The following is a 21,646-nucleotide window of genomic DNA, read 5'->3' as shown; positions in this document are numbered from 1 at the left end:
GCGGTAAAGAGCATGCTCTCGACCCCCAGTTCCTCATTCCGCGAGGCCTATCAGGCCCAGATCGCGTCCGGCGCGATCGAGCCCGACGCTGCGCAGGCCGAAATCGCCGACGCCTATGCCGCGCTCGACCAGCGGCTCGCCGATTACAAGCCGCCGCGCAAGCAGGGCCTGCTCAGCCGCCTGTTCAGCAGCGACAAGGACGAGGCGCCGCACGGGCTCTACGTCCATGGCGAGGTCGGCCGCGGCAAGACCATGCTGATGGATCTGTTCTTCCAGCACTCGACAGTCGAGCACAAGAGGCGCGCGCATTTCCACGAATTCATGGCCGAGGTGCACGAGCGCATCTACGATTATCGCCAGGGCATCGCGCGCGGCGAGATTGGCGACGGCGACGTCATCGTGCTGACCGCGCATGCGATCTTCGAGGAGAGCTGGCTGCTCTGTTTCGACGAATTCCACGTCACCGACATCGCGGACGCGATGATCCTGGGCCGCCTGTTCGCAAAGCTGCTGGAGCTCGGCACCGTGGTGGTCGCGACCTCCAACGTCGCGCCTGACGACCTCTACAAGGGCGGCCTGAACCGTTCGCTGTTTCTGCCCTTCATCAGGCAGATCACCGACCACATGGACGTGCTGCGGCTCGACGCGCGCACCGACTTCCGGCTGGAAAAACTTCAGGGCGTCCCGATGTGGCTGACGCCGGCAGACACCGAGGCGGACGCCGCGCTCGACCGCGCCTGGTCGAAGATGTCAGGCGGCGCCAAATGCAAGTCGCGCGATATTTCGATCAAGGGCCGCATCCTGCACGTGCCGTGCTCGGCCCACGGCGTGGCGCGCTTCACGTTCGCCGATCTCTGCGACAAGCCGCTCGGGGCATCCGACTATCTGAGGCTGGCGCACGACTATCACACCATCCTGGTCGACCATATTCCAGTGATGGATTTCTCCCAGCGCAACGCCGCCAAGCGTTTCATCACGTTGATCGACACGCTGTATGACAATGCCGTGAAGCTGATGGCCTCCGCCGATGCCAACCCGATCTCGCTCTATCTTGCCAATGAGGGCAACGAGGCCAACGAGTTCAAGCGCACCGCGTCGCGCCTGATCGAAATGAGCTCGGAATCCTATCTGGCGCTGCCTCACGGCCGCAAGGATTCCACCGCCAGCGGCTCGACCAAGGGCTTGGTCGAGACTTAAGTCCTATTTGCCAGCGCTGTCATTCCGGGCTCGGCGCTTCCCCAAGCCCCGGAATGACAAGGTTGCGCTTGAATACGCGGCAAGCCCGACAATTGGGCAACCCGTGACTTGAACGGGGGAGGCGAAAGGGATAACCACCCGTCTCAGTTTTCCCCTCCTTACGTGTCTAAAGGACAGGCTCACATGGCGCGCGACAAGATTGCTTTGATTGGCTCCGGTCAGATCGGCGGAACGCTGGCTCATCTCATCGGCCTGAAAGAGCTGGGCGACGTGGTGATGTTCGACATCGCCGAGGGCGTGCCGCAGGGCAAGGCGCTCGACATCGCGCAGTCCTCGCCGGTCGACGGCTTTGACGCGCACTACACCGGCGCGAACTCCTACGAGGCGCTCGACAACGCCAAGGTCTGCATCGTCACCGCCGGCGTGCCGCGCAAGCCCGGCATGAGCCGCGACGACCTCCTCTCCATCAACCTCAAGGTCATGGAACAGGTCGGCGCCGGCATCAAGAAGTACGCTCCCGACGCCTTCGTCATCTGCATCACCAACCCGCTCGACGCGATGGTCTGGGCCCTGCAGAAGGCCAGCGGCCTGCCGCACAAGAAGGTCGTCGGCATGGCCGGCGTGCTGGATTCGTCGCGCTTCCGCTACTTCCTGGCCGACGAGTTCAACGTTTCGGTCGAAGACGTCACCGCCTTCGTGCTGGGCGGCCATGGCGACACCATGGTGCCGCTGGTAAAATACTCCACCGTCGCCGGCATCCCGTTGCCCGATCTCGTCAAGATGGGCTGGACCTCGCAGGCGCGCCTCGACGAGATCGTCGACCGCACCCGCAACGGCGGCGCCGAGATCGTCAATCTGCTCAAGACCGGCTCGGCCTTCTATGCTCCGGCGGCTTCCGCGATTGCGATGGCCGAGAGCTATCTGCGTGACAAGAAGCGCGTGCTGGCCTCGGCCGCCTACCTGAACGGCGAATACGGCGTGAAGGACATGTATGTCGGCGTGCCCGTCGTGATCGGCTCCAAGGGCGTCGAGCGCGTCGTCGAGATCGAGCTCGTCGGCAAGGACCGCGAAGCCTTCGACAAGTCGGTCGGCGCAGTGCAGGGTCTGGTTGACGCCTGCAAGAAGATCGCGCCCGATCTTCTGGGCCGCTAAACCCAACATTCCCCGCCGAAGATCGAAAAACCGGTCTTCGGCGGTTTCACTTCCGGGCCCGCGCTGCAACTCTTGTAGAGGACGGGGCGGGCTCCGGATTGGCAGTCCAGAGATCGATGTCAGAGAATCCGGGTTGCAGTTCCTGTGGTATATGGTATGCCAGCCACAAGACTGAGGTGGGCCTACGAGGTCACCGCCCGCGGGTTCAGGGAGCGACCATATGAATATCCATGAATATCAGGCCAAAGCGCTGCTGAACGAGTTCGGTGTCGCGATCTCCAAGGGCGTTCCGGTCCTGAAGGCCGCTGATGCGGACGCGGCGGCAAAGGCACTCCCGGGCCCGGTCTGGGTCGTGAAGAGCCAGATCCACGCCGGCGGCCGCGGCAAGGGCAAGTTCAAGGAAGCCTCGGCCGGCGACAAGGGCGGCGTCCGCATCGCCAAGTCGGCCGCGGAAGTTTCCGAATTCGCCAAGCAGATGCTCGGCGCCACGCTCGTCACCATCCAGACCGGCCCCGCCGGCAAGCAGGTCAACCGCCTCTACATCGAGGACGGCTCCGACATCGACAAGGAATTCTACCTCTCGATCCTGGTCGACCGCGAGACCTCTCGCGTCTCCTTCGTGGTGTCGACCGAGGGCGGCGTCAACATCGAGGACGTCGCGCACAACACGCCTGAGAAGATCGTGACCTTCTCGATCGATCCCGCGACCGGCATCATGGGCCATCACGGCCGCACCGTCGCGAACGCGCTGAAACTCTCCGGCGATCTCGCCAAGCAGGCCGAGAAGCTCACCGCGCAGCTCTACGCGGCCTTCGTCGCGAAGGACATGTCGATGCTGGAGATCAACCCGCTCGTCGTGACCAAGCAGGGCCAGCTCCGCGTGCTCGACGCCAAGGTGTCGTTCGACGACAACGCCCTGTTTCGTCACCCCGAGGTGCTCGCGCTGCGCGACGAGACCGAGGAAGACGCCAAGGAAATCGAGGCGTCCAAATACGACCTCAACTACGTCACCCTCGACGGCAATATCGGCTGCATGGTCAACGGCGCCGGTCTCGCGATGGCGACGATGGACATCATCAAGCTCTACGGCATGGCGCCGGCGAACTTCCTCGACGTCGGCGGCAGCGCCAGCAAGGAAAAGGTCGCGGCCGCCTTCAAGATCATCACCGCGGATCCCAACGTGAAGGGCATCCTGGTCAACATCTTCGGTGGCATCATGAAGTGCGACGTGATCGCCGAGGGCGTCACGGCCGCCGTTCGTGAAGTCGGCCTCAGCGTGCCGCTGGTGGTTCGCCTCGAAGGCACCAATGTCGAGCTGGGCAAGAAGATCATCCGTGAATCCGGCCTGAACGTGGTGCCGGCTGACAATCTCGACGACGCCGCGCAGAAGATCGTGAAGGCCGTCAAGGGAGGCTGAGGCCATGACCCAGGACCATCTCGCTGCATCATCCCCGCTGCCGGAGCACGCGCGTCTTGCCGCGTTCGCCGGTGAATGGAATGGCGAAGAGGTGGTCTTTCCGTCGCGGTGGACGGAGGGTGGAACGGCGACTTCTCGCGTCGTGGCCCACATGGATCTCAATGGCTTCTATCTGATCCAGGACTCGGTCCAGACCCGCGACGGCAAGCAGAGCTTCGCCACCCACGGCATCTTCACCTTCGACCGCGAAGACCGGACCTACAAATTGTTCTGGTACGATTCGCTCGGCTACACGCCGCCCTCGCCCGCCTCCGGCGGGTGGGTCGGCAAGACCCTGACGCTGGTGCGCGGCTCGCTCCGCGGCAATGCGCGCCACGTCTATGAAATCATCGACGACGATTCCTATTCGTTGAAGATCCAGTTCTCGCCGGACGCGGAAGGCTGGGCCGACGTGCTCACCGGCGTCTACCGCCGCATCCACTGACCTCTCACTCGTTAGTTTCGCGAAAGCAGACCTCATGTCCATCCTGATCGACAAGAACACCAAGGTCATCTGCCAGGGCTTTACCGGCAAGAACGGCACCTTCCATTCGGAGGCCGCGATTGCCTATGGCACCAAGATGGTCGGCGGCACCTCGCCCGGCAAAGGCGGCGCGACGCATCTGGGGCTGCCGGTGTTCGACACCGTGCGCGAGGCGCGTGAGAAGACCGGTGCCGATGCATCGGTGATCTATGTGCCGCCGCCGGGCGCGGCCGATGCGATCTGCGAAGCCATCGACGCCGAGATCCCGCTGATCGTCTGCATCACGGAAGGTATCCCGGTCATCGACATGGTCAGGGTGAAGCGTTCGCTGGCCGGCTCCAAGTCGCGCCTGATCGGGCCGAACTGCCCGGGCGTCATGACCGCCGGCGAGTGCAAGATCGGCATCATGCCAGCCAACATCTTCAAGACCGGCAGCGTCGGCATCGTCTCCCGCTCCGGCACGCTGACCTACGAAGCCGTGTTCCAGACCACCCAGGAAGGCCTCGGCCAGACCACCGCGGTCGGCATCGGCGGCGACCCGGTCAAGGGAACCGAGTTTATCGACGTGCTGGAAATGCTGCTCGGCGACCCCAAGACCGAGTCGATCATCATGATCGGCGAGATCGGCGGTTCCGCCGAGGAGGACGCCGCCCAGTTCCTCAAGGACGAGGCCAAGCGCGGCCGCAAGAAGCCGATGGTCGGTTTCATCGCCGGTGTCACGGCCCCTCCCGGCCGTCGCATGGGCCACGCCGGTGCGATCATTTCGGGCGGCAAGGGCGACGCCGGTTCCAAGACCGACGCGATGAAATCGGCTGGAATTACAGTGTCGCCATCTCCCGCGCGCCTCGGCCACACGCTTGCCGAAAAATTGAAAGCTTGATTCACACCTTCGTAATTTTCCGGGCGAAGTTTCGCAGCAAATAGGGTAAATGGTGCCTGTCGCGCTGGTCCTCTGCCGGGGAGCCCAGCGCCAGCGCCGTTTGTTATGCGCGAACCGAAATCGCCAGGAACTCAAGTATGTCTCGCCAAGACGCGAACGCAGCCTTTGCCCTCTCCTCCTTTTTGCAGGGCACCAACGCCACCTACATCGACGAAATCTACGCCCGCTACGAGAAGGACCCGTCCTCGGTGGATGCCGAGTGGCAGGACTTCTTCAAGAGCCTCAACGACCAGCCGGGTGACATCAGCAAGAACGCCCAAGGCCCGTCCTGGGAGCGCGCCAACTGGCCGCTGACCCCGCAGGATGATCTGACCTCCGCGCTCGACGGCAATTGGGCGGAAGTCGAGAAGACGGTCGGAGCCAAGATCGCGGCCAAGGCGCAGGCCAAGGCCGGCGATAAGAGCGGCGGCCTCTCCTCCGCCGACCTTCTCCAGGCCACCCGCGACTCGGTCCGGGCCCTGATGCTGATCCGGTCCTACCGCATGCGCGGTCACTTCCACGCCAAGCTCGATCCGCTCGGCATCGAAGCCCAGCGCAATCGCGAAGAGCTCGACCCGCGGACCTACGGCTTCAGCGAAGCCGATTTCGAACGCAAGATCTTCCTCGACCATGTGCTCGGTCTCGAATACGCCAGCTTGCGCGAAATCACCGCGATCTGCGAGCGCACCTACTGCCAGACGCTCGGCGTCGAGTTCATGCACATCACCAACGCGGCGCAGAAGGCGTGGATCCAGGAGCGGATCGAGGGGCCGGACAAGGAAATCTCGTTCACCCGCGAAGGTCGCCGTGCCATCCTGATGAAGTTGGTCGAAGCCGAAGGTTTCGAGAAATTCTGCGACACCAAGTTCACCGGCACCAAGCGCTTCGGCCTGGACGGTGCTGAATCGCTGATCCCCGCGCTCGAGCAGATCATCAAGCGCGGCGGCAATCTCGGCGTGAAGGAGGTCGTGCTGGGCATGCCGCATCGCGGCCGCCTCAACGTGCTGACCCAGGTGATGGGCAAGCCGCATCGCGCGCTGTTCCACGAGTTCAAGGGCGGTTCGGCCAATCCTGATGCGGTCGAAGGCTCGGGCGACGTCAAATATCACCTCGGCGCGTCCTCGGACCGCGAGTTCGACGGCAACCGCATCCATCTGTCGCTGACCGCCAACCCCTCGCATCTGGAGATCGTCGATCCCGTCGTGCTTGGAAAAGTCCGCGCCAAGCAGGACCAGCACGGCGATCCGCCGGATATGCGCATCTCGGTGATGCCGCTCCTGATGCACGGCGACGCCGCGTTCGCCGGCCAGGGCGTGGTCGCGGAATGTTTCGGCCTGTCGGACCTGAAGGGCTACCGCACCGGCGGCTCCGTGCACTTCATCGTCAACAACCAGATCGGCTTCACCACCTATCCGCGTTATTCCCGTTCGTCGCCTTACCCGTCCGACGTGGCGAAGATGATCGACGCGCCGATCTTCCACGTCAACGGCGACGATCCGGAAGCCGTCGTGTTCGCGGCCAAGGTCGCGACCGAGTTCCGCCAGAAATTCCACAAGCCCGTCGTCATCGACATGTTCTGCTACCGCAGGCATGGCCATAACGAGGGCGACGAGCCGGCTTTCACGCAGCCGGTGATGTACAAGAAGATCGCGGCCCATCCGTCGACGCTCGAGCTCTACGCCCGCCGCCTCATCAGCGAAGGCGTGCTGACCGAGGGCGAGGTCGAGAAGGCCAAGGCCGACTGGCGCGCGCGGCTCGATGCCGAGCTCGAAGCCGGCTCCGGCTACAAGCCCAACAAGGCCGACTGGCTCGACGGCAAATGGGCCGGCTTCAAGATCGCCGATCAGGAAGAAGATGCGCGGCGTGGCGTCACCGGCGTCGACATCGCCGCCCTGAAGGACATCGGTCGCAAGATCACCAAGGTGCCGGACGGTTTCCGCGTCCACCGCACGATCCAGCGCTTCCTAGAAAACCGCGCCAAGGCGATCGACGGCGGCACGGGCATCGACTGGGCGACCGGCGAAGCGCTGGCGTTCTGCACGCTGCTCAACGAGAACCACCATGTCCGCCTGTCCGGACAGGATTCGGAGCGCGGCACTTTCTCGCAGCGCCACTCGGTCCTGATCGATCAAGAAGACGAGAGCCGCTACACGCCGTTCAACCATCTCGGTCACGAGCAGGGCCATTACGAGGTCATCAACTCGCTGCTGTCGGAAGAAGCCGTGCTCGGCTTCGAATACGGCTATTCGCTCGCCGAGCCGAACACGCTCACCCTGTGGGAAGCGCAGTTCGGCGACTTCGCCAACGGCGCGCAGGTCGTGTTCGACCAGTTCATCTCCTCGGGTGAGCGCAAATGGCTGCGCATGTCCGGCCTCGTCTGCCTCCTGCCGCACGGCTATGAAGGCCAGGGACCGGAGCACTCCTCGGCGCGTCTGGAGCGCTATCTGCAGATGTGCGCGGAAGACAACATGCAGGTGGTCTATCCGACCACGCCGGCGAACTACTTCCACGTGCTGCGCCGGCAGCTTCATCGCGAGATCCGCAAGCCGCTGATCGTGATGACGCCGAAGTCCCTGCTGCGTCACAAGCGGGCGGTGTCGCGTCTCGAGGAGCTCGCGAAGGGAACGACCTTCCACCGCATCCTCTATGACGACGCCCAGATGCTGCCGAGCGAAGCGATCAAGCTCGTTCCCGACGAGAAGATCCGCCGCATCGTGCTCTGCTCGGGCAAGGTCTATTACGACCTCTACGAGGAGCGCGAGAAGCGCGGCATGGACGACATCTACCTGATGCGCGTCGAGCAACTGTATCCGGTGCCGCTCAAGGCGCTGGTGGCCGAACTGTCGCGCTTCAAGAAGGCCGAAGTGGTGTGGTGCCAGGAAGAGCCGCGCAACATGGGTGCCTGGCACTTCATCGAGCCCTATCTGGAATGGGTGCTGAACCAGGTGAACGGTGCGAGCCGGCGTCCGCGTTATGTCGGCCGCGCCGCCTCCGCCGCGACCGCCACGGGTCTGATGTCGAAGCATCAGGCGCAGCTGAAGGCGTTCCTGGACGAAGCATTGAGCTGAGAAGTTTTTACACCTCGTCATGCCCCGCCTTGTGCGCAATTGCGCACTGGGGCGGGGGATCCAGTATTCCGCGCCGCCCGTCTCTATCACGACTGTCACGGCGTACTGGATCGCCCGCATCCGCGGGCGCTGACATCTGCACCTATGTCCGCATTGGCGATCTCCTTAAGGAAAAGACCATGACTGAAATTCGTGTGCCGACCCTCGGCGAATCCGTCACCGAGGCCACCATCGGCCGCTGGTTCAAGAAGGCCGGCGATCCCGTTGCCGTCGACGAGCCCTTGGTGGAGCTCGAGACCGACAAGGTCACCATCGAAGTCCCGGCGCCCTCCGCCGGCACGCTGAGCGAGATCATCGCCGCCGATGGTGCCACCGTCGCCGTCGGCGCGCTGCTCGGCCAGATTACCGAAGGCGCCGCCGGCGCTGCCAAGCCGGCAGCTGCGCCCGCGAAGCCCGCGGCTGCCGCTCCTGCGGCCGCTGCTGCTCCCGCCGCGGCGAAGGCGCCACCGGCCGATGCGCCGCTCGCTCCCTCCGTGCGGAAGCTCTCGGCCGAGACCGGCGTCGACGCCTCGACCGTTCCCGGCTCCGGCAAGGACGGGCGCGTCACCAAGGGCGACATGCTCGCCGCGATCGAGCGTGCGGCCTCGGCGCCGACCCCCGTCAACCAGCCGGCCGCAGCGGTTCAGGTCCGCGCACCGTCGCCGGCCGATGACGCCGCCCGCGAAGAGCGCGTCAAGATGACCCGGCTGCGCCAGACCATCGCGCGCCGCCTCAAGGACGTGCAGAACACCGCCGCGATGCTCACGACCTTCAACGAGGTCGACATGACCAACGTCATGGCGCTGCGTGCTCACTACAAGGATGCGTTCGAGAAGAAGCATGGCTCGAAGCTCGGCTTCATGGGCTTCTTCACCAAGGCCGTCGTCCAGGGGTTGAAGGACATCCCGGCCGTCAACGCCGAGATCGACGGCACCGATCTGATCTACAAGAACTACTATCACATCGGCGTCGCCGTCGGCACCGACAAGGGCCTCGTCGTGCCCGTGGTGCGCGACTGCGACAACAAGTCGATCGCCGACATCGAGAAGGGCATCGCCGATTTCGGCCGCCGCGCCCGCGACGGCCAGCTCAAGATCGACGAGATGCAGGGCGGCACCTTCACCATCACCAATGGCGGCATCTACGGCTCGCTGATGTCGACCCCGATCCTGAATGCGCCGCAGTCCGGCATCCTCGGCATGCACAAGATCCAGGAGCGGCCGATGGTCGTCGGCGGCAAGATCGAGGTCCGCCCGATGATGTATCTGGCGCTGTCCTACGATCACCGCGTCATCGACGGCAAGGAAGCCGTGACCTTCCTGGTTCGCGTCAAGGAGAGCCTGGAAGATCCGGCGCGCCTGGTGCTCGATCTCTGATCGCTGATGCTCTGCGAGCGCCGTCGCCTTTCGCGACGGCGCCTGTCGAACTATGGAGGCGCGCGTGACGGATAAAGTCGTTGTCATCACCGGCGGCAGCCGCGGCATCGGCCGTGCGACCGCAATTGCCGCCGCGGCACGCGGCTTCCGGATCGTTGTCGGCTATGCCAGCAACAAGACGGCCGCCGATGAGGTGGTCGCCGAGATCGCGGCCAGCAACGGCAAGGCCATCGCGGTGAAATGCGACGTCGCCGAGGAAAGCGACATCCTGGCGCTGTTCAAGGCCGCGGACGCGTTCGGCACGCTCGGCGCGCTCGTCAACAATGGCGGTATTGTCGGGACCAGCGGCGTGCGCGTCGACGAGATGTCGGCCGAGCGCATCCAGCGTGTGATGGCGGTCAACGTCACCGGCTCCATCCTCTGCGCGCGCGAAGCCGTGAAGCGGATGTCGACCAGGCACGGCGGCCAGGGCGGCGTCATCGTCAATCTGTCGTCGGTTGCGGCCAAGCTCGGCGCGCCGAACACCTATGTCGACTATGCCGCGTCCAAGGGCGCGATCGATTCCTTCACCATCGGCCTCGGCTATGAGGTTGCCGGCGAGGGCATTCGCGTCGCGGGCATCCGCCCCGGCCTGATCGACACCGAAATCCACGCTGCCGGCGGTGAGCCCGACCGCGCCCATCGCCTGGCCCATATGGTGCCGATGAAGCGCGTCGGTACGGCCGATGAAGTCGCCAATGCCATCGTCTGGCTGATGTCGGACGATGCCTCCTACGTTACCTCAGCCATTCTCGATGTGTCCGGCGGACGCTGACGCGCCGCGCGGACGCTGACACATCCTTCAACGCTAAACTTACGGGACTTTCTCTCATGGCTACCTACGATCTCGTCGTCATCGGCACCGGACCGGGCGGTTATGTCTGCGCGGTGCGTGCAGCGCAGCTCGGCATGAAAGTCGCCGTGGTGGAAAAGAACGCGACGCTCGGCGGCACCTGCCTCAATGTCGGCTGCATGCCGTCGAAGGCGCTGCTGCATGCCTCCGAAATGTTCGAGGAGGCCGGGCATTCCTTCGCCAAGATGGGCGTCAGCGTCTCCGCGCCGAAGCTCGATTTACCTGCGATGATGAACTTCAAGCAGCAGGGCATCGACGGCAACGTCAAGGGCGTCGAGTTCCTGATGAAGAAGAACAAGATCGACGTGCTCAAGGGCGCCGGCAAGATTCTCGGCACGGGCAAGGTCGAAGTCTCCGCCGACGGCAAGTCGCAGGTCATCGAAACCAAGAGCATCGTGATCGCCACCGGCTCGGACATCGCGCGTCTCAAGGGCATCGAGATCGACGAGACGCGCATCGTGTCGTCGACCGGCGCGCTGTCGCTGGACAAGGTCCCCGGCAAGCTCTTGATCGTCGGCGCCGGCGTGATCGGGCTCGAGCTCGGCTCGGTCTGGCACCGTCTCGGCGCCGAAGTCGTCGTGGTCGAATTCCTTGACCGCATTCTGCCCGGAATGGACGGCGAGATCGCCAAGCAATTCCAGCGCATCCTGGAGAAGCAGGGCTTTGCCTTCAAGCTCAGTGCCAAGGTCACGGGCGTGGACACCTCCGGCAAGACGCTGAAGGCGACGATCGAGCCCGCCGCGGGGGGCGCTGCCGAGACGCTGGAGGCCGACGTCGTTCTCGTCTGTATCGGCCGTGTGCCGTACACGGAGGGGCTCGGCCTGAAGGAAGCCGGTGTTGCACTCGACAATCGCGGCCGCGTGCAGATCGACCCGCATTTCGCCACCAGCGTGAAGGGCGTCTATGCCATCGGCGACGTCGTCGCGGGCCCGATGCTCGCGCACAAGGCCGAGGATGAAGGCGTCGCGGTTGCCGAGATCATCGCCGGGCAGGCCGGCCACGTGAACTACGATGTTATCCCAGGCGTCGTGTATACCACGCCGGAAGTATCCTCCGTCGGCAAGACCGAGGAGGAGCTGAAGCAGGCGGGCGTGGCTTATACGGTCGGAAAGTTTCCCTTTACCGCCAACGGGCGCTCCAAGGTCAACCAGACCACCGACGGCTTTGTGAAGATTCTCGCAGATGCGAAGACCGATCGCGTGCTCGGCGTGCACATTATCGGCCGCGAAGCCGGCGAAATGATCCATGAGGCAGCCGTTCTCATGGAGTTTGGCGGCAGCGCGGAGGATCTCGCGCGCACGTGCCACGCGCACCCGACCCGCTCGGAGGCCATCAAGGAAGCCGCGCTTGCAGTCGGCAAGCGGGCCATCCATATGTAGGTCGCGCCCAGCGCCGAATCGGGCGGGAAACACATGCTACGCCGCCTGCTTCAACCGGTCTGGGTCCTGCTTGCGATCATCTTCCTGATCGAAGCCTGGCTGTGGGACCATCTCGAACCGATCGTCGCGCGGGTTGTCGCAATCGTCCCGCTTGCGCGGTTCAAGCAATGGCTGTCGGACCGCGTCGATGCGCTGTCGCCGGCGATGACGCTGATCGTGTTCGCTGTACCGATCGTCCCGCTGTTTCCGCTCAAGCTGGTTGGCCTGTGGCTGCTCACGCACGAATACTGGACCAGCGCGGTCTTCACCATCGTGTTCGCAAAGCTGCTCGGGGTCGGCGTCACCGCCTTCGTGTTCGACGTGACGCGCGACAAGCTGATGGAGATGGCGTGGTTCGAGCGGCTCTATGATCTGGTGCTGAAGCTGCGTGCCAAGGCCGCCGAGCTGGTCGATCCGATCAAGCGACGCATCAAGGAGCTGATCGCCGGCAACGGCGAAGGCTGGTCCTCCCGCACGCTCCGCCTGATCCAGCGCTTTCGCAAGAGCGTGCACGAAGCGCGTTGAGCGTCGCCACTTGTTCAGTGTCATTGCCCGCGAAGGCGGGCGATCCAGTATTCCAGAGACAGTGAGGCTAGAATCGAGAGGCCGCGGCGTACTGGATGCCCCGCCTTCGCGGAGCATGACAGCGGAGTATGTAGCGTCAACGCCTCAATGCAGATGCAGCAGATGCGGCGACCATGCGCCGAGCATGGTCATCCCAAGTCCGGCAAGCGACAGCAGGCCCGCGATCCAGGCGAGCGGCAGCATGCCGGTGATGATGGTGGCTGAGGCCAGCACGATGCCGATCTGGAAGGCGGCGGACGCCAGCTCGAAGTGATGATATTTCGCAGTCGCCTCGTCGCGCTCATGCTCGGCGTGCTTGGCCTTTTCGGCCAGCTGCTCGGTGCCTTCGCCGGTCTCCGGCTCGGAGCGGTAGCGCTGCGCGGTCTTCTGCCAGTCCTCGATCTGCTTCTGCACGGCCACCTTGTTGGCCTCGTCGCTCGCCGCGCCGAGGATGAGCTTGCCCTGGTCGGCCATGGTCTGCACCACGGTGCGGCGGATGCTCTTGGCCTGGAAGAACGCCCAGAGGTTGGAGGCCTCGACGTTCTTGCTGATCGATTCGGTCTGGGCGCCCTTGCCGAGCGTCTCGGAGATCGCCAGGAACAGCGCCAGAACCGCGATCAGGAGCGCGATCTTCTTGTTCGAGCCGGACGCGTGTTCGGCGTGCTCGGCATGCTCCATGCTTTCATGTGCGCTCATAAATCCCTCCTGCCTGTTTACCAACGATTGACCGAACTGCGCGACGGGCGCAAGTGGCAAGCCGCGATGGCCGTTGCAATTAAGGGTTTCGCGTCGGGGCTGATCTAGTCCTGTCCCATGACCACAGCGGAATTCATCGCAGCCTGCGTCTGGCCTTCCATCCTCGTCTCCGCGTTTGCGCTGCTGAAGGCCCGCAACACCGCGGCCTTTCCGTTCGTCGGCAAGATTGTCCTCGCGCTTGGCCTGACCTACATCGGCCTGTTGCGGTTTTATGACAAGAGCTCGATCATCGCAGTCAACGACGTCCATGTCGGCCTCGTTGTTCTGGGCCTGATTATCGTCGGCTCGCAGCTGCGACAACCTCCGCTGTACGGCTCATGGCGTGACCAGGCGAAGGCGTTCGCCTCGATGATCCTGATCGTGCTGCTCGGCAGCGGTCTTGCATGGTATGCCGGACGAATGCTGTTTCTCGATCACCTGACGTCCCGCCTTGTGATCGAAGGCCGTGTCGATCGTGCGTGGAGGTCAGGTAGCCGCCGCAAAGCGGACTATCTCGTTCGCATCGCGGGCCAACCGGTGAAGGTCACGGCGCCGCTGTACGAGCGGCTGGAGACGTTCAGGCCGATGGTCCGCGTCGAGGTCGGGCGCGGCTCGAACTACGTCTACGATATCGAGTATCTCGCCAACTGAGCCGCTATCGGCGCGGATGCGCGCTGGCATAGACTTCCAGCAGCCGCTCGGCATCGATGCCGGTATAGATCTGCGTGGTCGAGAGCGAGGCATGGCCGAGCAATTCCTGGATCGCGCGCAAATCGCCGCCGCGTGACAACAGGTGCGTGGCGAAGGAATGCCGGAGGGCGTGCGGCGTGGCGCTGTCGGGCAGGCCGAGCGCGCCGCGCAGCCGCTCCATCGCGAGCTGGATGATGCGCGGGCTCAAGGGCCCGCCGCGTGCGCCGACGAAGATCGGCCCCTCCGCCGGCAGCGGATACGGGCACATGGAAGCGTATTCTTGCACCAGTGCGAGCACGTTCTGGAGCACCGGCACCATGCGGGTCTTGTTGCCTTTGCCCGTCACGATCAGCACGTCGCCTTCACCGGGACGCGGGACCTCGCGGCGCGTCAGCCCCAGCGCTTCGGAGATGCGCAGGCCCGAGCCGTAGAGGAGAGCCATCACGGCGGCGTCGCGCGCAAGAATCCAGGTCTCGCGGTCCTCGCCGGCGCGCTCGTCGGCGTCCGCAAGACGTTTGGCCGACGCCATCGGCAGCGGCTTGGGCAGGCTCTTTGCGACTTTCGGCGCGCGGATCGCCGAGAGCGCCCCGACCTTGCCCTTGCCTTCGCGCTCGAGGAAGCGGCCGAACGAGCGCAGGCCCGCGAGCGCGCGCATCAGCGAGCGGCCGGCAATATCGTCGGCGCGGCGCATCGCCATGAAGGCTCTGATATCGGTGGCCTCCAGCGCGCCGAAACGCTTTAGCGTCACTCGCTCGCCCCAATGGCCGCAGAGGAAATTCAGGCATTGCCGCAAATCGCGGGCATAGGCTTCCAGCGTCTTCGGCGACAGCCGCCGCTCCGCGCCGAGATGCGACAGCCAGCGCGTCATCTCCTGCGCGATATCAGGATCGGCGCTGGCGAGGTCGATTTGTGGGGCGGCCGCTTTGCTCATGCGCTCTGGACGTGGTGATTCCACTCAGTATATCGCATCACACTCGTTTATCGTTCGCTAAGGCCGCCTCAGGGCGCTAGCCTTGAAGCCCTCGGGTTCCGATTCCCCTCCATGGATCACACGTCGCGCAGCAACGCCGTCTCCGCCAACGCGACCCGCATGGTCGACGTGCTGGTGCCGGTCGCGCTCGACCAGACCTATTCCTACAAGGTGCCGCGCGGGATGGAGCTGAAGGCGGGCGACATTATTGGCGTGCCGCTCGGCCCGCGCGAGGTGCTCGCGGTGGTCTGGGCCGAAAACGCCAATCCTGATCCGCGCCTGCACAACCGCCTTAAGGAGGTCAGCGAAAAGCTCGACATCCCGCCGCTGAAGCCCGAGCTGCGTGCGGTCGTGGACTGGATCGCCAATTACACGTTGAGCCCGCGCGGCATGGTGCTGCGCATGTGCCTGCGGATGGGCGACAACCTCGGCCCCGAGCGGGTGCGCGCCGGCGTGCGCCTGGTCGGCGATCCGCCAAAACGTCTGACGCCGGCGCGGCAGCGCCTGATCGAGGTGCTGTCGGACCGGCTGCTGCACGGCAAGTCCGAGGCGGCCAGAGAGGCCGGGGTTTCGGCCGGCGTGATCGACGGCCTCGTCGACGAAGGAACGCTCTCGGTCGAGCCGATGCCCCCGCCGCCGCCGCCGCCGGCCCCAGATCCGGATTTCAGCCGGCCGGATTTTTCGCCGCTTCAGCGCGCCGGGGTCGATGCCATGCGCGCACTCGCCGCCAACGGCAGCTTTCACGTCGCGCTGCTCGACGGTGTCACCGGCTCGGGCAAGACCGAGGTTTACTTCGAAGCCGTCGCCGAGGCGATCCGCCGCGGAAAACAGTCGCTCATCCTGATGCCGGAGATCGCGCTCACCGGCCAGTTCCTCGATCGCTTCGCGCAGCGCTTTGGCGTGCGCCCTCTGGAATGGCATTCCGAACTGACGCCGCGCACCCGCGCGCGCAATTGGGCGGCGATCTCCGAGGGCAGCGCGCCGGTTGTGGTCGGCGCGCGCTCAGCGCTCTTTCTGCCCTACGCCAATCTCGGCCTCATCGTGGTCGATGAAGAGCACGACCAAGCCTACAAGCAGGACGAGGGCGTGCATTATCACGCCCGTGACATGGCGGTGGTGCGCGCGCATATCGCAAAGGTTCCGATCGTGCTGGCGTCGGCGACGCCGTCGGTCGAATCCGAGGTCAATGCGCGCAAGAACCGCTATCAGCGCATCGCTCTGCCGTCGCGCTTCGGCGGCCAGCACATGCCACATATCGAGGCCATTGACATGCGCCGCGAGCCGCCGGCGCGCGGCCGCTTCATCTCGCCGCGGCTGGCGTCCGAGATCAGGACCGCGATCGAGCGGCGCGAGCAGGCGCTACTGTTCCTCAATCGCCGCGGTTATGCACCGTTGACGCTGTGCCGCGCCTGCGGCCATCGCTTCGCCTGCACCATCTGCGATGCCTGGCTGGTCGATCACCGCTTCCGCCAGCGCCTCGTCTGTCACCATTGCGGCTTCTCGATGCCGCGCCCGCAAACCTGTCCGCATTGCGCGGCGGAGGAATCGCTGGTCGCGGTCGGGCCCGGCGTCGAGCGCTTGCAGGAGGAGGCGGCGGCGCTCTTCCCGGAGGCGCGCACCATGGTGCTGTCGAGCGATCTCATCACCTCGATCGAGACGATGCGCTCCGAGCTGAATGACATCGCGGAGGGCCGCGTCGACGTCATCATCGGCACCCAGCTCGTCGCCAAGGGCCACAATTTCCCGCGGCTCAATCTGGTCGGCGTGGTCGATGCGGATCTCGGCCTGTCCAATGGCGATCCGCGCGCCTCGGAACGCACCTGGCAATTGCTCAACCAGGTGATCGGCCGCGCCGGCCGCGAGCAGGGCCGCGGCGTCGGCTATCTCCAGACCCATCAGCCCGATCATCCGGTGATGAAGGCGCTGATCGCCTGCGACCGCGAAGCATTCTACGACAGCGAGATCGATTTGCGCGAACGCACGCTCTATCCGCCGTTCGGGCGGCTCGCGAGCCTGATCATTTCCGCCGGCGACCGGCCGAGCGCCGAAGGCTTTGGCCGCCACCTCGTCGCGCTCGCGCCGCGCGACGAGCGCGTGGTGGTGCTGGGCCCGGCGGAAGCCCCGCTCGCGGTCATCAAGGGCCGTTACCGCTTCCGCATTCTGGTGAAATCCGCGCGCGGCTTCGACCTGTCGGATTATTTGCGCAACTGGCTTGCCGTATGCCCGAAGCCGAAGGGCAATCAAAAGCTCGAAGTCGACGTCGATCCGCAGAGCTTTTTGTAGGCCCCCCGCTCTCTCCCCGTCATTGCGCTCCTCGCAATGACGGCGGAGGAACAAACAAAAAGCCCGCCGTCCCCCAAGACGGCGGGCTTGTTTCACGCGTCGCGCGTCTTAGGAGACGACTTCCGCGGTGACGCGGCCGACGCCGGCGCCGGTGAGGCCGATGGCACGGGCAGCGCCCGTGGAGAGGTCGAGGACACGGCCGCGGATAAACGGGCCACGGTCGTTGATGGTGACGATGACGCTCGAGCCGCCATGGGTGACACGCAGCTTGGTGCCGAACGGCAGTGAACGGTGCGCCGCGGTCATGGCGTTCTGGTTGAAGCGCTGGCCCGAGGCGGTCCTGCTGCCGGACTCGTTCCCGTAAAAGGAAGCCATGCCGGAGAAGGAACGTCCGGTGCCCTGCGACGGCGTCATCGATGCATTGGCGTTACGCCAATCGGAGGTCGTGTTGGCATCGGTCTGGGCGTGGTGGCGGTGATGATGGTGGGAATAGCGATGGTGATGGCGGGATTTGGCGGAAGCTTCGGTGGCAGTTCCCCCGATGAGAAGAGTTGCGGCAACGAAGGCGATCGCCGTACGCGGCCGGGTCACTGAGCCCAGCGTCTTCAAACAAAGCATATATTGGTCCCTAACTAGTATTGCCACATATGTGGCAAGTGGAGCCCCCGTAAGTTTGCGAGCGGGATCGCGTTTCGATTCCTAATGAGGCATGAATTGGGCAGTAAATCCGTTCTGTGTCGCCCTGTAATATCTTGTTACCGGCAGGGATATTCGGCCGACATTCCGTAATATTGGAATTTAACGATTGTTAACCTCTATATTACTTACGAATACTGTAAAACGAAGTCATCGATTTCCGCATTTAGAATTCAGAAAGTATTCGGCGAGTGGAGCCGGGAGGGCCGGAATCACGCCTCAGCGATCCGTGTTCATAGCCGCTATGCGCTGAGGGCAGGAACCAATCGCCGGCCTCGGCTCAGGGGTGGGCTTAAGCGCTGTGGCAATTCCGCGGCATGCAAGGTCGTCGTCGCGTCGTCGTGGAGTGCGACGAACTGGCGACAGAACGTCATGCCTTTAATTTGGCGTCATGTTGCACGTGCGCGCCTGCTATGTTAGCAAAGCCGCGATTTTAACGAGCCCGGCACTTCCGTGCGGGGTCGAAAATCGAAGTCCCGCTTGAATTCCAAGGGCTTGGATCGCTAGGCGCCGCTTCGTGGCGACGGTTTTTCCCTTGCGAGTTTGACAGCAAAAAGAGCACGTCTGTGGCTGCAGAAGATACGTCCGTTTCCGGTGTGTCGGGCCGTTATGCAACGGCCTTGTTTGAACTGGCCCGCGACCAGAAAGTGGTCGACGAGGTCAAGGCCGATCTCGAGAAATTCGAGGGCATGCTGAACGAGAGCGCCGATTTGAAGCGCCTCGTCCGGAGCCCCGTGTTCGCGGCCGATGCCCAGTCCAGAGCCCTCTCGGCCGTGCTGGACAAGGCCGGCATCGCCGGCATCTCCGCCAATTTCCTGAAAGTGCTGACCGCCAACCGCCGCCTGTTCGCGGTGGCTGACGTCATCCGCGCCTATCGCGCCCTGGTCGCCAAGTTCAAGGGCGAGGCCACGGCCGACGTCACCGTGGCGGAGGCGCTCTCGGACAAGAATCTCGACGCCCTCAAGGTTGCCCTGAAGTCGGTGACCGGCAAGGACGTCGCGCTCAACGTGAAGGTCGATCCCTCGATCATCGGTGGCCTCGTGGTCAAGCTTGGCAGCCGAATGATCGATAGCTCGCTTCGCACCAAACTCAATTCGATCAAGCACGCGATGAAAGAGGCAGGCTGATGGACATCCGCGCCGCGGAAATTTCCGCGATCCTCAAGGACCAGATCAAGAATTTCGGCCAGGAAGCTGAAGTCTCCGAAGTCGGACAGGTGCTGTCCGTCGGCGACGGTATCGCCCGCGTTTTCGGTCTGGATAACGTCCAGGCCGGTGAAATGGTCGAATTCGAGAACGGCACCCGCGGCATGGCGCTGAACCTCGAAACCGACAACGTCGGTATCGTCATTTTCGGCGCTGACCGCGAGATCAAGGAAGGTCAGACCGTCAAGCGCACCCGCGCCATCGTGGACGCGCCGGTCGGCAAGGGCCTGCTCGGCCGCGTCGTCGACGCGCTCGGCAACCCCATCGACGGCAAGGGCCCGATCCAGGCCGACAAGCGCATGCGCGTCGACGTCAAGGCGCCCGGCATCATTCCGCGCAAGTCGGTGAACGAGCCGATGGCGACGGGCCTCAAGGCGATCGACGCCCTGATCCCGATCGGCCGCGGCCAGCGCGAGCTGATCATCGGCGACCGTCAGACCGGCAAGACCGCGATCGCGCTCGACACCATCCTCAACCAGAAGCCGCTCAACGCGCAGCCGGACGAGAACATCAAGCTGTATTGTGTCTACGTCGCGATCGGCCAGAAGCGCTCGACGGTTGCCCAGTTCGTGAAGGTGCTGGAAGAGCAGGGCGCGCTCGAATATTCGATCATCGTCGCCGCCACCGCGTCGGATCCGGCACCGATGCAGTACATCGCGCCGTTCACCGGCTGCACCATGGGCGAGTACTTCCGCGACAACGGCATGCACGCCGTCATCATCTATGACGATTTGTCCAAGCAGGCCGTCGCCTACCGCCAGATGTCGCTCCTGCTGCGCCGCCCGCCGGGCCGCGAAGCCTATCCGGGCGACGTGTTCTATCTGCATTCCCGCCTGCTCGAGCGCGCGGCGAAGCTGAACAAGGACCAGGGTTCGGGCTCGCTGACGGCGCTGCCGGTCATCGAAACCCAGGCCAACGACGTGTCGGCCTACATTCCGACCAACGTCATCTCGATCACCGACGGCCAGATCTTCCTGGAAACCGACCTGTTCTTCCAGGGCATTCGCCCCGCGGTGAACGTCGGTCTGTCGGTGTCGCGCGTCGGCTCCTCGGCACAGACGAAGGCCACCAAGAAGGTCGCCGGCAAGATCAAGGGCGAGCTCGCGCAGTACCGCGAAATGGCGGCGTTCGCGCAGTTCGGCTCCGACCTCGACGCCTCGACCCAGCGCCTGCTCAATCGCGGCTCGCGTCTGACCGAGCTCCTGAAGCAGCCGCAGTTCGCGCCGCTGAAGATGGAAGAGCAGGTCTGCGTGATCTGGGCCGGCACCAACGGCTATCTCGACCCGCTGCCGGTCAACAAGGTGCGCGCGTTCGAGGACGGTCTGTTGTCGCTGCTGCGCGGCAAGAACGTCGAGATCCTCAACGCGATCCGCGACAGCCGCGATCTCTCCGACGACACCGCCGCCAAGCTGAAGTCGGTGGTCGAAGGTTTCGCCAAGAGCTTCGCATAAGAGAACGGTCGCAAGGCCGGGCTTCTTGTCCCGGCCTTCCGTGCCTCACTGCATGGAAACGAAGACGTGGATGCCCGGGACACGCCCGGGCATGACGACTGGGATAGGCTAGCGGCTTGATCCAAGGGGTCGAACCGCCGGGGTGAACGAAGAATGGCGTCACTTAAAGACATGCGCGTCCGCATCGCCTCCACCAAGGCGACGCAGAAGATCACCAAGGCCATGCAAATGGTCGCGGCGTCCCGGTTGCGCCGCGCCCAGCAAGCGGCCGAGGCGGCGCGGCCCTATGCCGACAAGATGAGCGCGGTGATCTCCAACATCGCCAGCGCTGCCGCCGGTTCGCCCGGCGCCCCGGTGCTGCTGGCCGGCACCGGCAAGGATCAGGTTCACCTACTGCTGGTCTGCACCGGCGAGCGCGGCCTGTCCGGCGCGTTCAACTCCTCGATCGTGCGCCTCGCGCGCGAGCGCGCCCAGGCGCTGTTGGCGCAGGGCAAGGAAGTCAAATTCTTCTGCGTCGGCCGCAAGGGCTACGAGCAGCTCCGCCGCCTGTACGACAAGCAGATCGTCGAGCATCTCGACCTGCGCGGCGTTCGTCAGCTCGGCTTCGTCAACGCGGACGACATTGCCAAGAAGGTTCTGGCCCGCTTCGACAACGGCGAATTCGACGTCTGCACGCTGTTCTACGCGCAGTTCAAGTCGGTGATTGCCCAGGTCCCGACCGCGCAGCAGATCATTCCGCTGACCGTGGAAGAAAAAGCGGCGACCGCGCCGTCGACGTCCTATGACTATGAGCCGGAGGAAGACGAACTCCTCTCCGGCCTGTTGCCGCGGAATATCGCGGTGCAGATTTTCCGCGCGCTGCTGGAAAACAACGCCTCGTTCTATGGCGCGCAGATGAGCTCCATGGACAACGCCACCCGCAACGCCGGCGAAATGATCCGCAAGCAAACCCAGATCTACAACCGAACCCGTCAAGCCCAGATCACCAAGGAGCTGATCGAGATCATCTCCGGCGCCGAGGCGGTCTGACGCACGAACCAAACGACGGTCG

Annotated in this window: 18 protein-coding genes; 15 read left to right on the top strand and 3 right to left on the bottom strand. The window is 64.3% G+C overall.

The features are described from left to right. Positions 1 to 12 precede the first annotated feature (12 nt). The 10 genes from zapE to AC0L23_RS29805 all read left to right on the top strand — a co-directional run bounded on the left by zapE (position 13) and on the right by AC0L23_RS29805 (position 12,526). A complete protein-coding gene (zapE, locus tag AC0L23_RS29850) occupies positions 13 to 1,197 on the top strand; it encodes a cell division protein ZapE (protein WP_085358295.1) in 1,185 nt (394 codons plus the stop codon). 183 nt (positions 1,198 to 1,380) lie between these two features. Further along, entirely contained in the window at positions 1,381 to 2,349 is a 969-nt protein-coding gene (mdh, locus tag AC0L23_RS29845) for a malate dehydrogenase (protein WP_007598869.1), read from the top strand. 220 nt (positions 2,350 to 2,569) lie between these two features. Continuing rightward, positions 2,570 to 3,766 carry an ADP-forming succinate--CoA ligase subunit beta gene (gene sucC / locus AC0L23_RS29840; RefSeq protein ID WP_027566399.1) on the top strand — a complete coding sequence of 399 codons (1,197 nt, stop codon included), beginning with the start codon at positions 2,570 to 2,572 and terminating at the stop codon, positions 3,764 to 3,766. Positions 3,767 to 3,770: 4 nt separating this feature from the next. After that, positions 3,771 to 4,250: a DUF1579 family protein gene (locus AC0L23_RS29835; RefSeq protein WP_007604324.1), complete on the top strand. Its 480-nt coding sequence runs from the start codon at positions 3,771 to 3,773 to the stop codon at positions 4,248 to 4,250. 34 nt (positions 4,251 to 4,284) lie between these two features. Then, positions 4,285 to 5,169 carry a succinate--CoA ligase subunit alpha gene (sucD, locus tag AC0L23_RS29830; RefSeq protein ID WP_007604325.1) on the top strand — a complete coding sequence of 295 codons (885 nt, stop codon included), beginning with the start codon at positions 4,285 to 4,287 and terminating at the stop codon, positions 5,167 to 5,169. A 137-nt stretch (positions 5,170 to 5,306) separates the two neighbouring features. Further along, positions 5,307 to 8,276: a 2-oxoglutarate dehydrogenase E1 component gene (locus tag AC0L23_RS29825; protein WP_085348693.1), complete on the top strand. Its 2,970-nt coding sequence runs from the start codon at positions 5,307 to 5,309 to the stop codon at positions 8,274 to 8,276. A gap of 179 nt (positions 8,277 to 8,455) precedes the next feature. Next, the gene (gene odhB / locus AC0L23_RS29820; RefSeq protein ID WP_026233886.1) at positions 8,456 to 9,691 is read left to right on the top strand and encodes a 2-oxoglutarate dehydrogenase complex dihydrolipoyllysine-residue succinyltransferase; all 1,236 of its coding nucleotides are present in this window, start codon (positions 8,456 to 8,458) and stop codon (positions 9,689 to 9,691) included. Between the two features lie 52 nt (positions 9,692 to 9,743). After that, positions 9,744 to 10,505, top strand: a complete 762-nt coding sequence (locus AC0L23_RS29815) for an SDR family oxidoreductase (protein WP_018459834.1) — start codon at positions 9,744 to 9,746, stop codon at positions 10,503 to 10,505. 56 nt (positions 10,506 to 10,561) lie between these two features. After that, on the top strand, positions 10,562 to 11,962 hold the full coding sequence (lpdA, locus tag AC0L23_RS29810) for a dihydrolipoyl dehydrogenase (protein WP_085358293.1): 1,401 nt from the start codon (positions 10,562 to 10,564) through the stop codon (positions 11,960 to 11,962). A gap of 33 nt (positions 11,963 to 11,995) precedes the next feature. Then, a complete protein-coding gene (locus AC0L23_RS29805; protein WP_085348691.1) occupies positions 11,996 to 12,526 on the top strand; it encodes a hypothetical protein in 531 nt (176 codons plus the stop codon). 144 nt (positions 12,527 to 12,670) lie between these two features. Here AC0L23_RS29805 and AC0L23_RS29800 read toward each other — a convergent pair whose 3' ends face one another. Beyond that, on the bottom strand, positions 12,671 to 13,261 hold the full coding sequence (locus AC0L23_RS29800) for a DUF4337 domain-containing protein (protein WP_026233888.1): 591 nt from the start codon (positions 13,259 to 13,261) through the stop codon (positions 12,671 to 12,673). Between the two features lie 117 nt (positions 13,262 to 13,378). Between AC0L23_RS29800 and AC0L23_RS29795 the strand changes: the two genes are divergently transcribed. Then, complete coding sequence (locus AC0L23_RS29795) at positions 13,379 to 13,951, top strand: hypothetical protein (RefSeq protein ID WP_085358291.1); 573 nt, start codon at positions 13,379 to 13,381, stop codon at positions 13,949 to 13,951. 4 nt (positions 13,952 to 13,955) lie between these two features. On the opposite strand, the gene AC0L23_RS29790 is transcribed toward AC0L23_RS29795, so the two are convergent. Then, positions 13,956 to 14,921, bottom strand: coding sequence for a tyrosine recombinase XerC (locus tag AC0L23_RS29790; RefSeq protein WP_085383877.1), 966 nt, complete (start codon positions 14,919 to 14,921; stop codon positions 13,956 to 13,958). Between the two features lie 111 nt (positions 14,922 to 15,032). Between AC0L23_RS29790 and AC0L23_RS29785 the strand changes: the two genes are divergently transcribed. Further along, on the top strand, positions 15,033 to 17,243 hold the full coding sequence (locus AC0L23_RS29785; RefSeq protein ID WP_085358289.1) for a primosomal protein N': 2,211 nt from the start codon (positions 15,033 to 15,035) through the stop codon (positions 17,241 to 17,243). Between the two features lie 108 nt (positions 17,244 to 17,351). On the opposite strand, the gene AC0L23_RS29780 is transcribed toward AC0L23_RS29785, so the two are convergent. Next, positions 17,352 to 17,861, bottom strand: a complete 510-nt coding sequence (locus AC0L23_RS29780) for a septal ring lytic transglycosylase RlpA family protein (RefSeq protein ID WP_085348687.1) — start codon at positions 17,859 to 17,861, stop codon at positions 17,352 to 17,354. Positions 17,862 to 18,505: 644 nt separating this feature from the next. On the opposite strand from AC0L23_RS29780, the gene AC0L23_RS29775 reads away from it, so the two are divergent. The 3 genes from AC0L23_RS29775 to AC0L23_RS29765 all read left to right on the top strand — a co-directional run bounded on the left by AC0L23_RS29775 (position 18,506) and on the right by AC0L23_RS29765 (position 21,624). Beyond that, positions 18,506 to 19,066, top strand: a complete 561-nt coding sequence (locus tag AC0L23_RS29775; RefSeq protein WP_027566412.1) for a F0F1 ATP synthase subunit delta — start codon at positions 18,506 to 18,508, stop codon at positions 19,064 to 19,066. Beyond that, the gene (atpA, locus tag AC0L23_RS29770) at positions 19,066 to 20,595 is read left to right on the top strand and encodes a F0F1 ATP synthase subunit alpha (RefSeq protein WP_018459843.1); all 1,530 of its coding nucleotides are present in this window, start codon (positions 19,066 to 19,068) and stop codon (positions 20,593 to 20,595) included. Before AC0L23_RS29775 ends, atpA begins: the two co-directional genes overlap by 1 nt. Before the next feature lie 153 nt (positions 20,596 to 20,748). After that, positions 20,749 to 21,624, top strand: a complete 876-nt coding sequence (locus AC0L23_RS29765; RefSeq protein WP_026233891.1) for a F0F1 ATP synthase subunit gamma — start codon at positions 20,749 to 20,751, stop codon at positions 21,622 to 21,624. Positions 21,625 to 21,646 lie beyond the last annotated feature (22 nt).

This window comes from Bradyrhizobium sp. MI1.4 (assembly GCF_055811315.1).
Note: the sequence above shows the minus strand (reverse complement) of the source record. Positions and strands in the feature narration are given on the sequence as shown.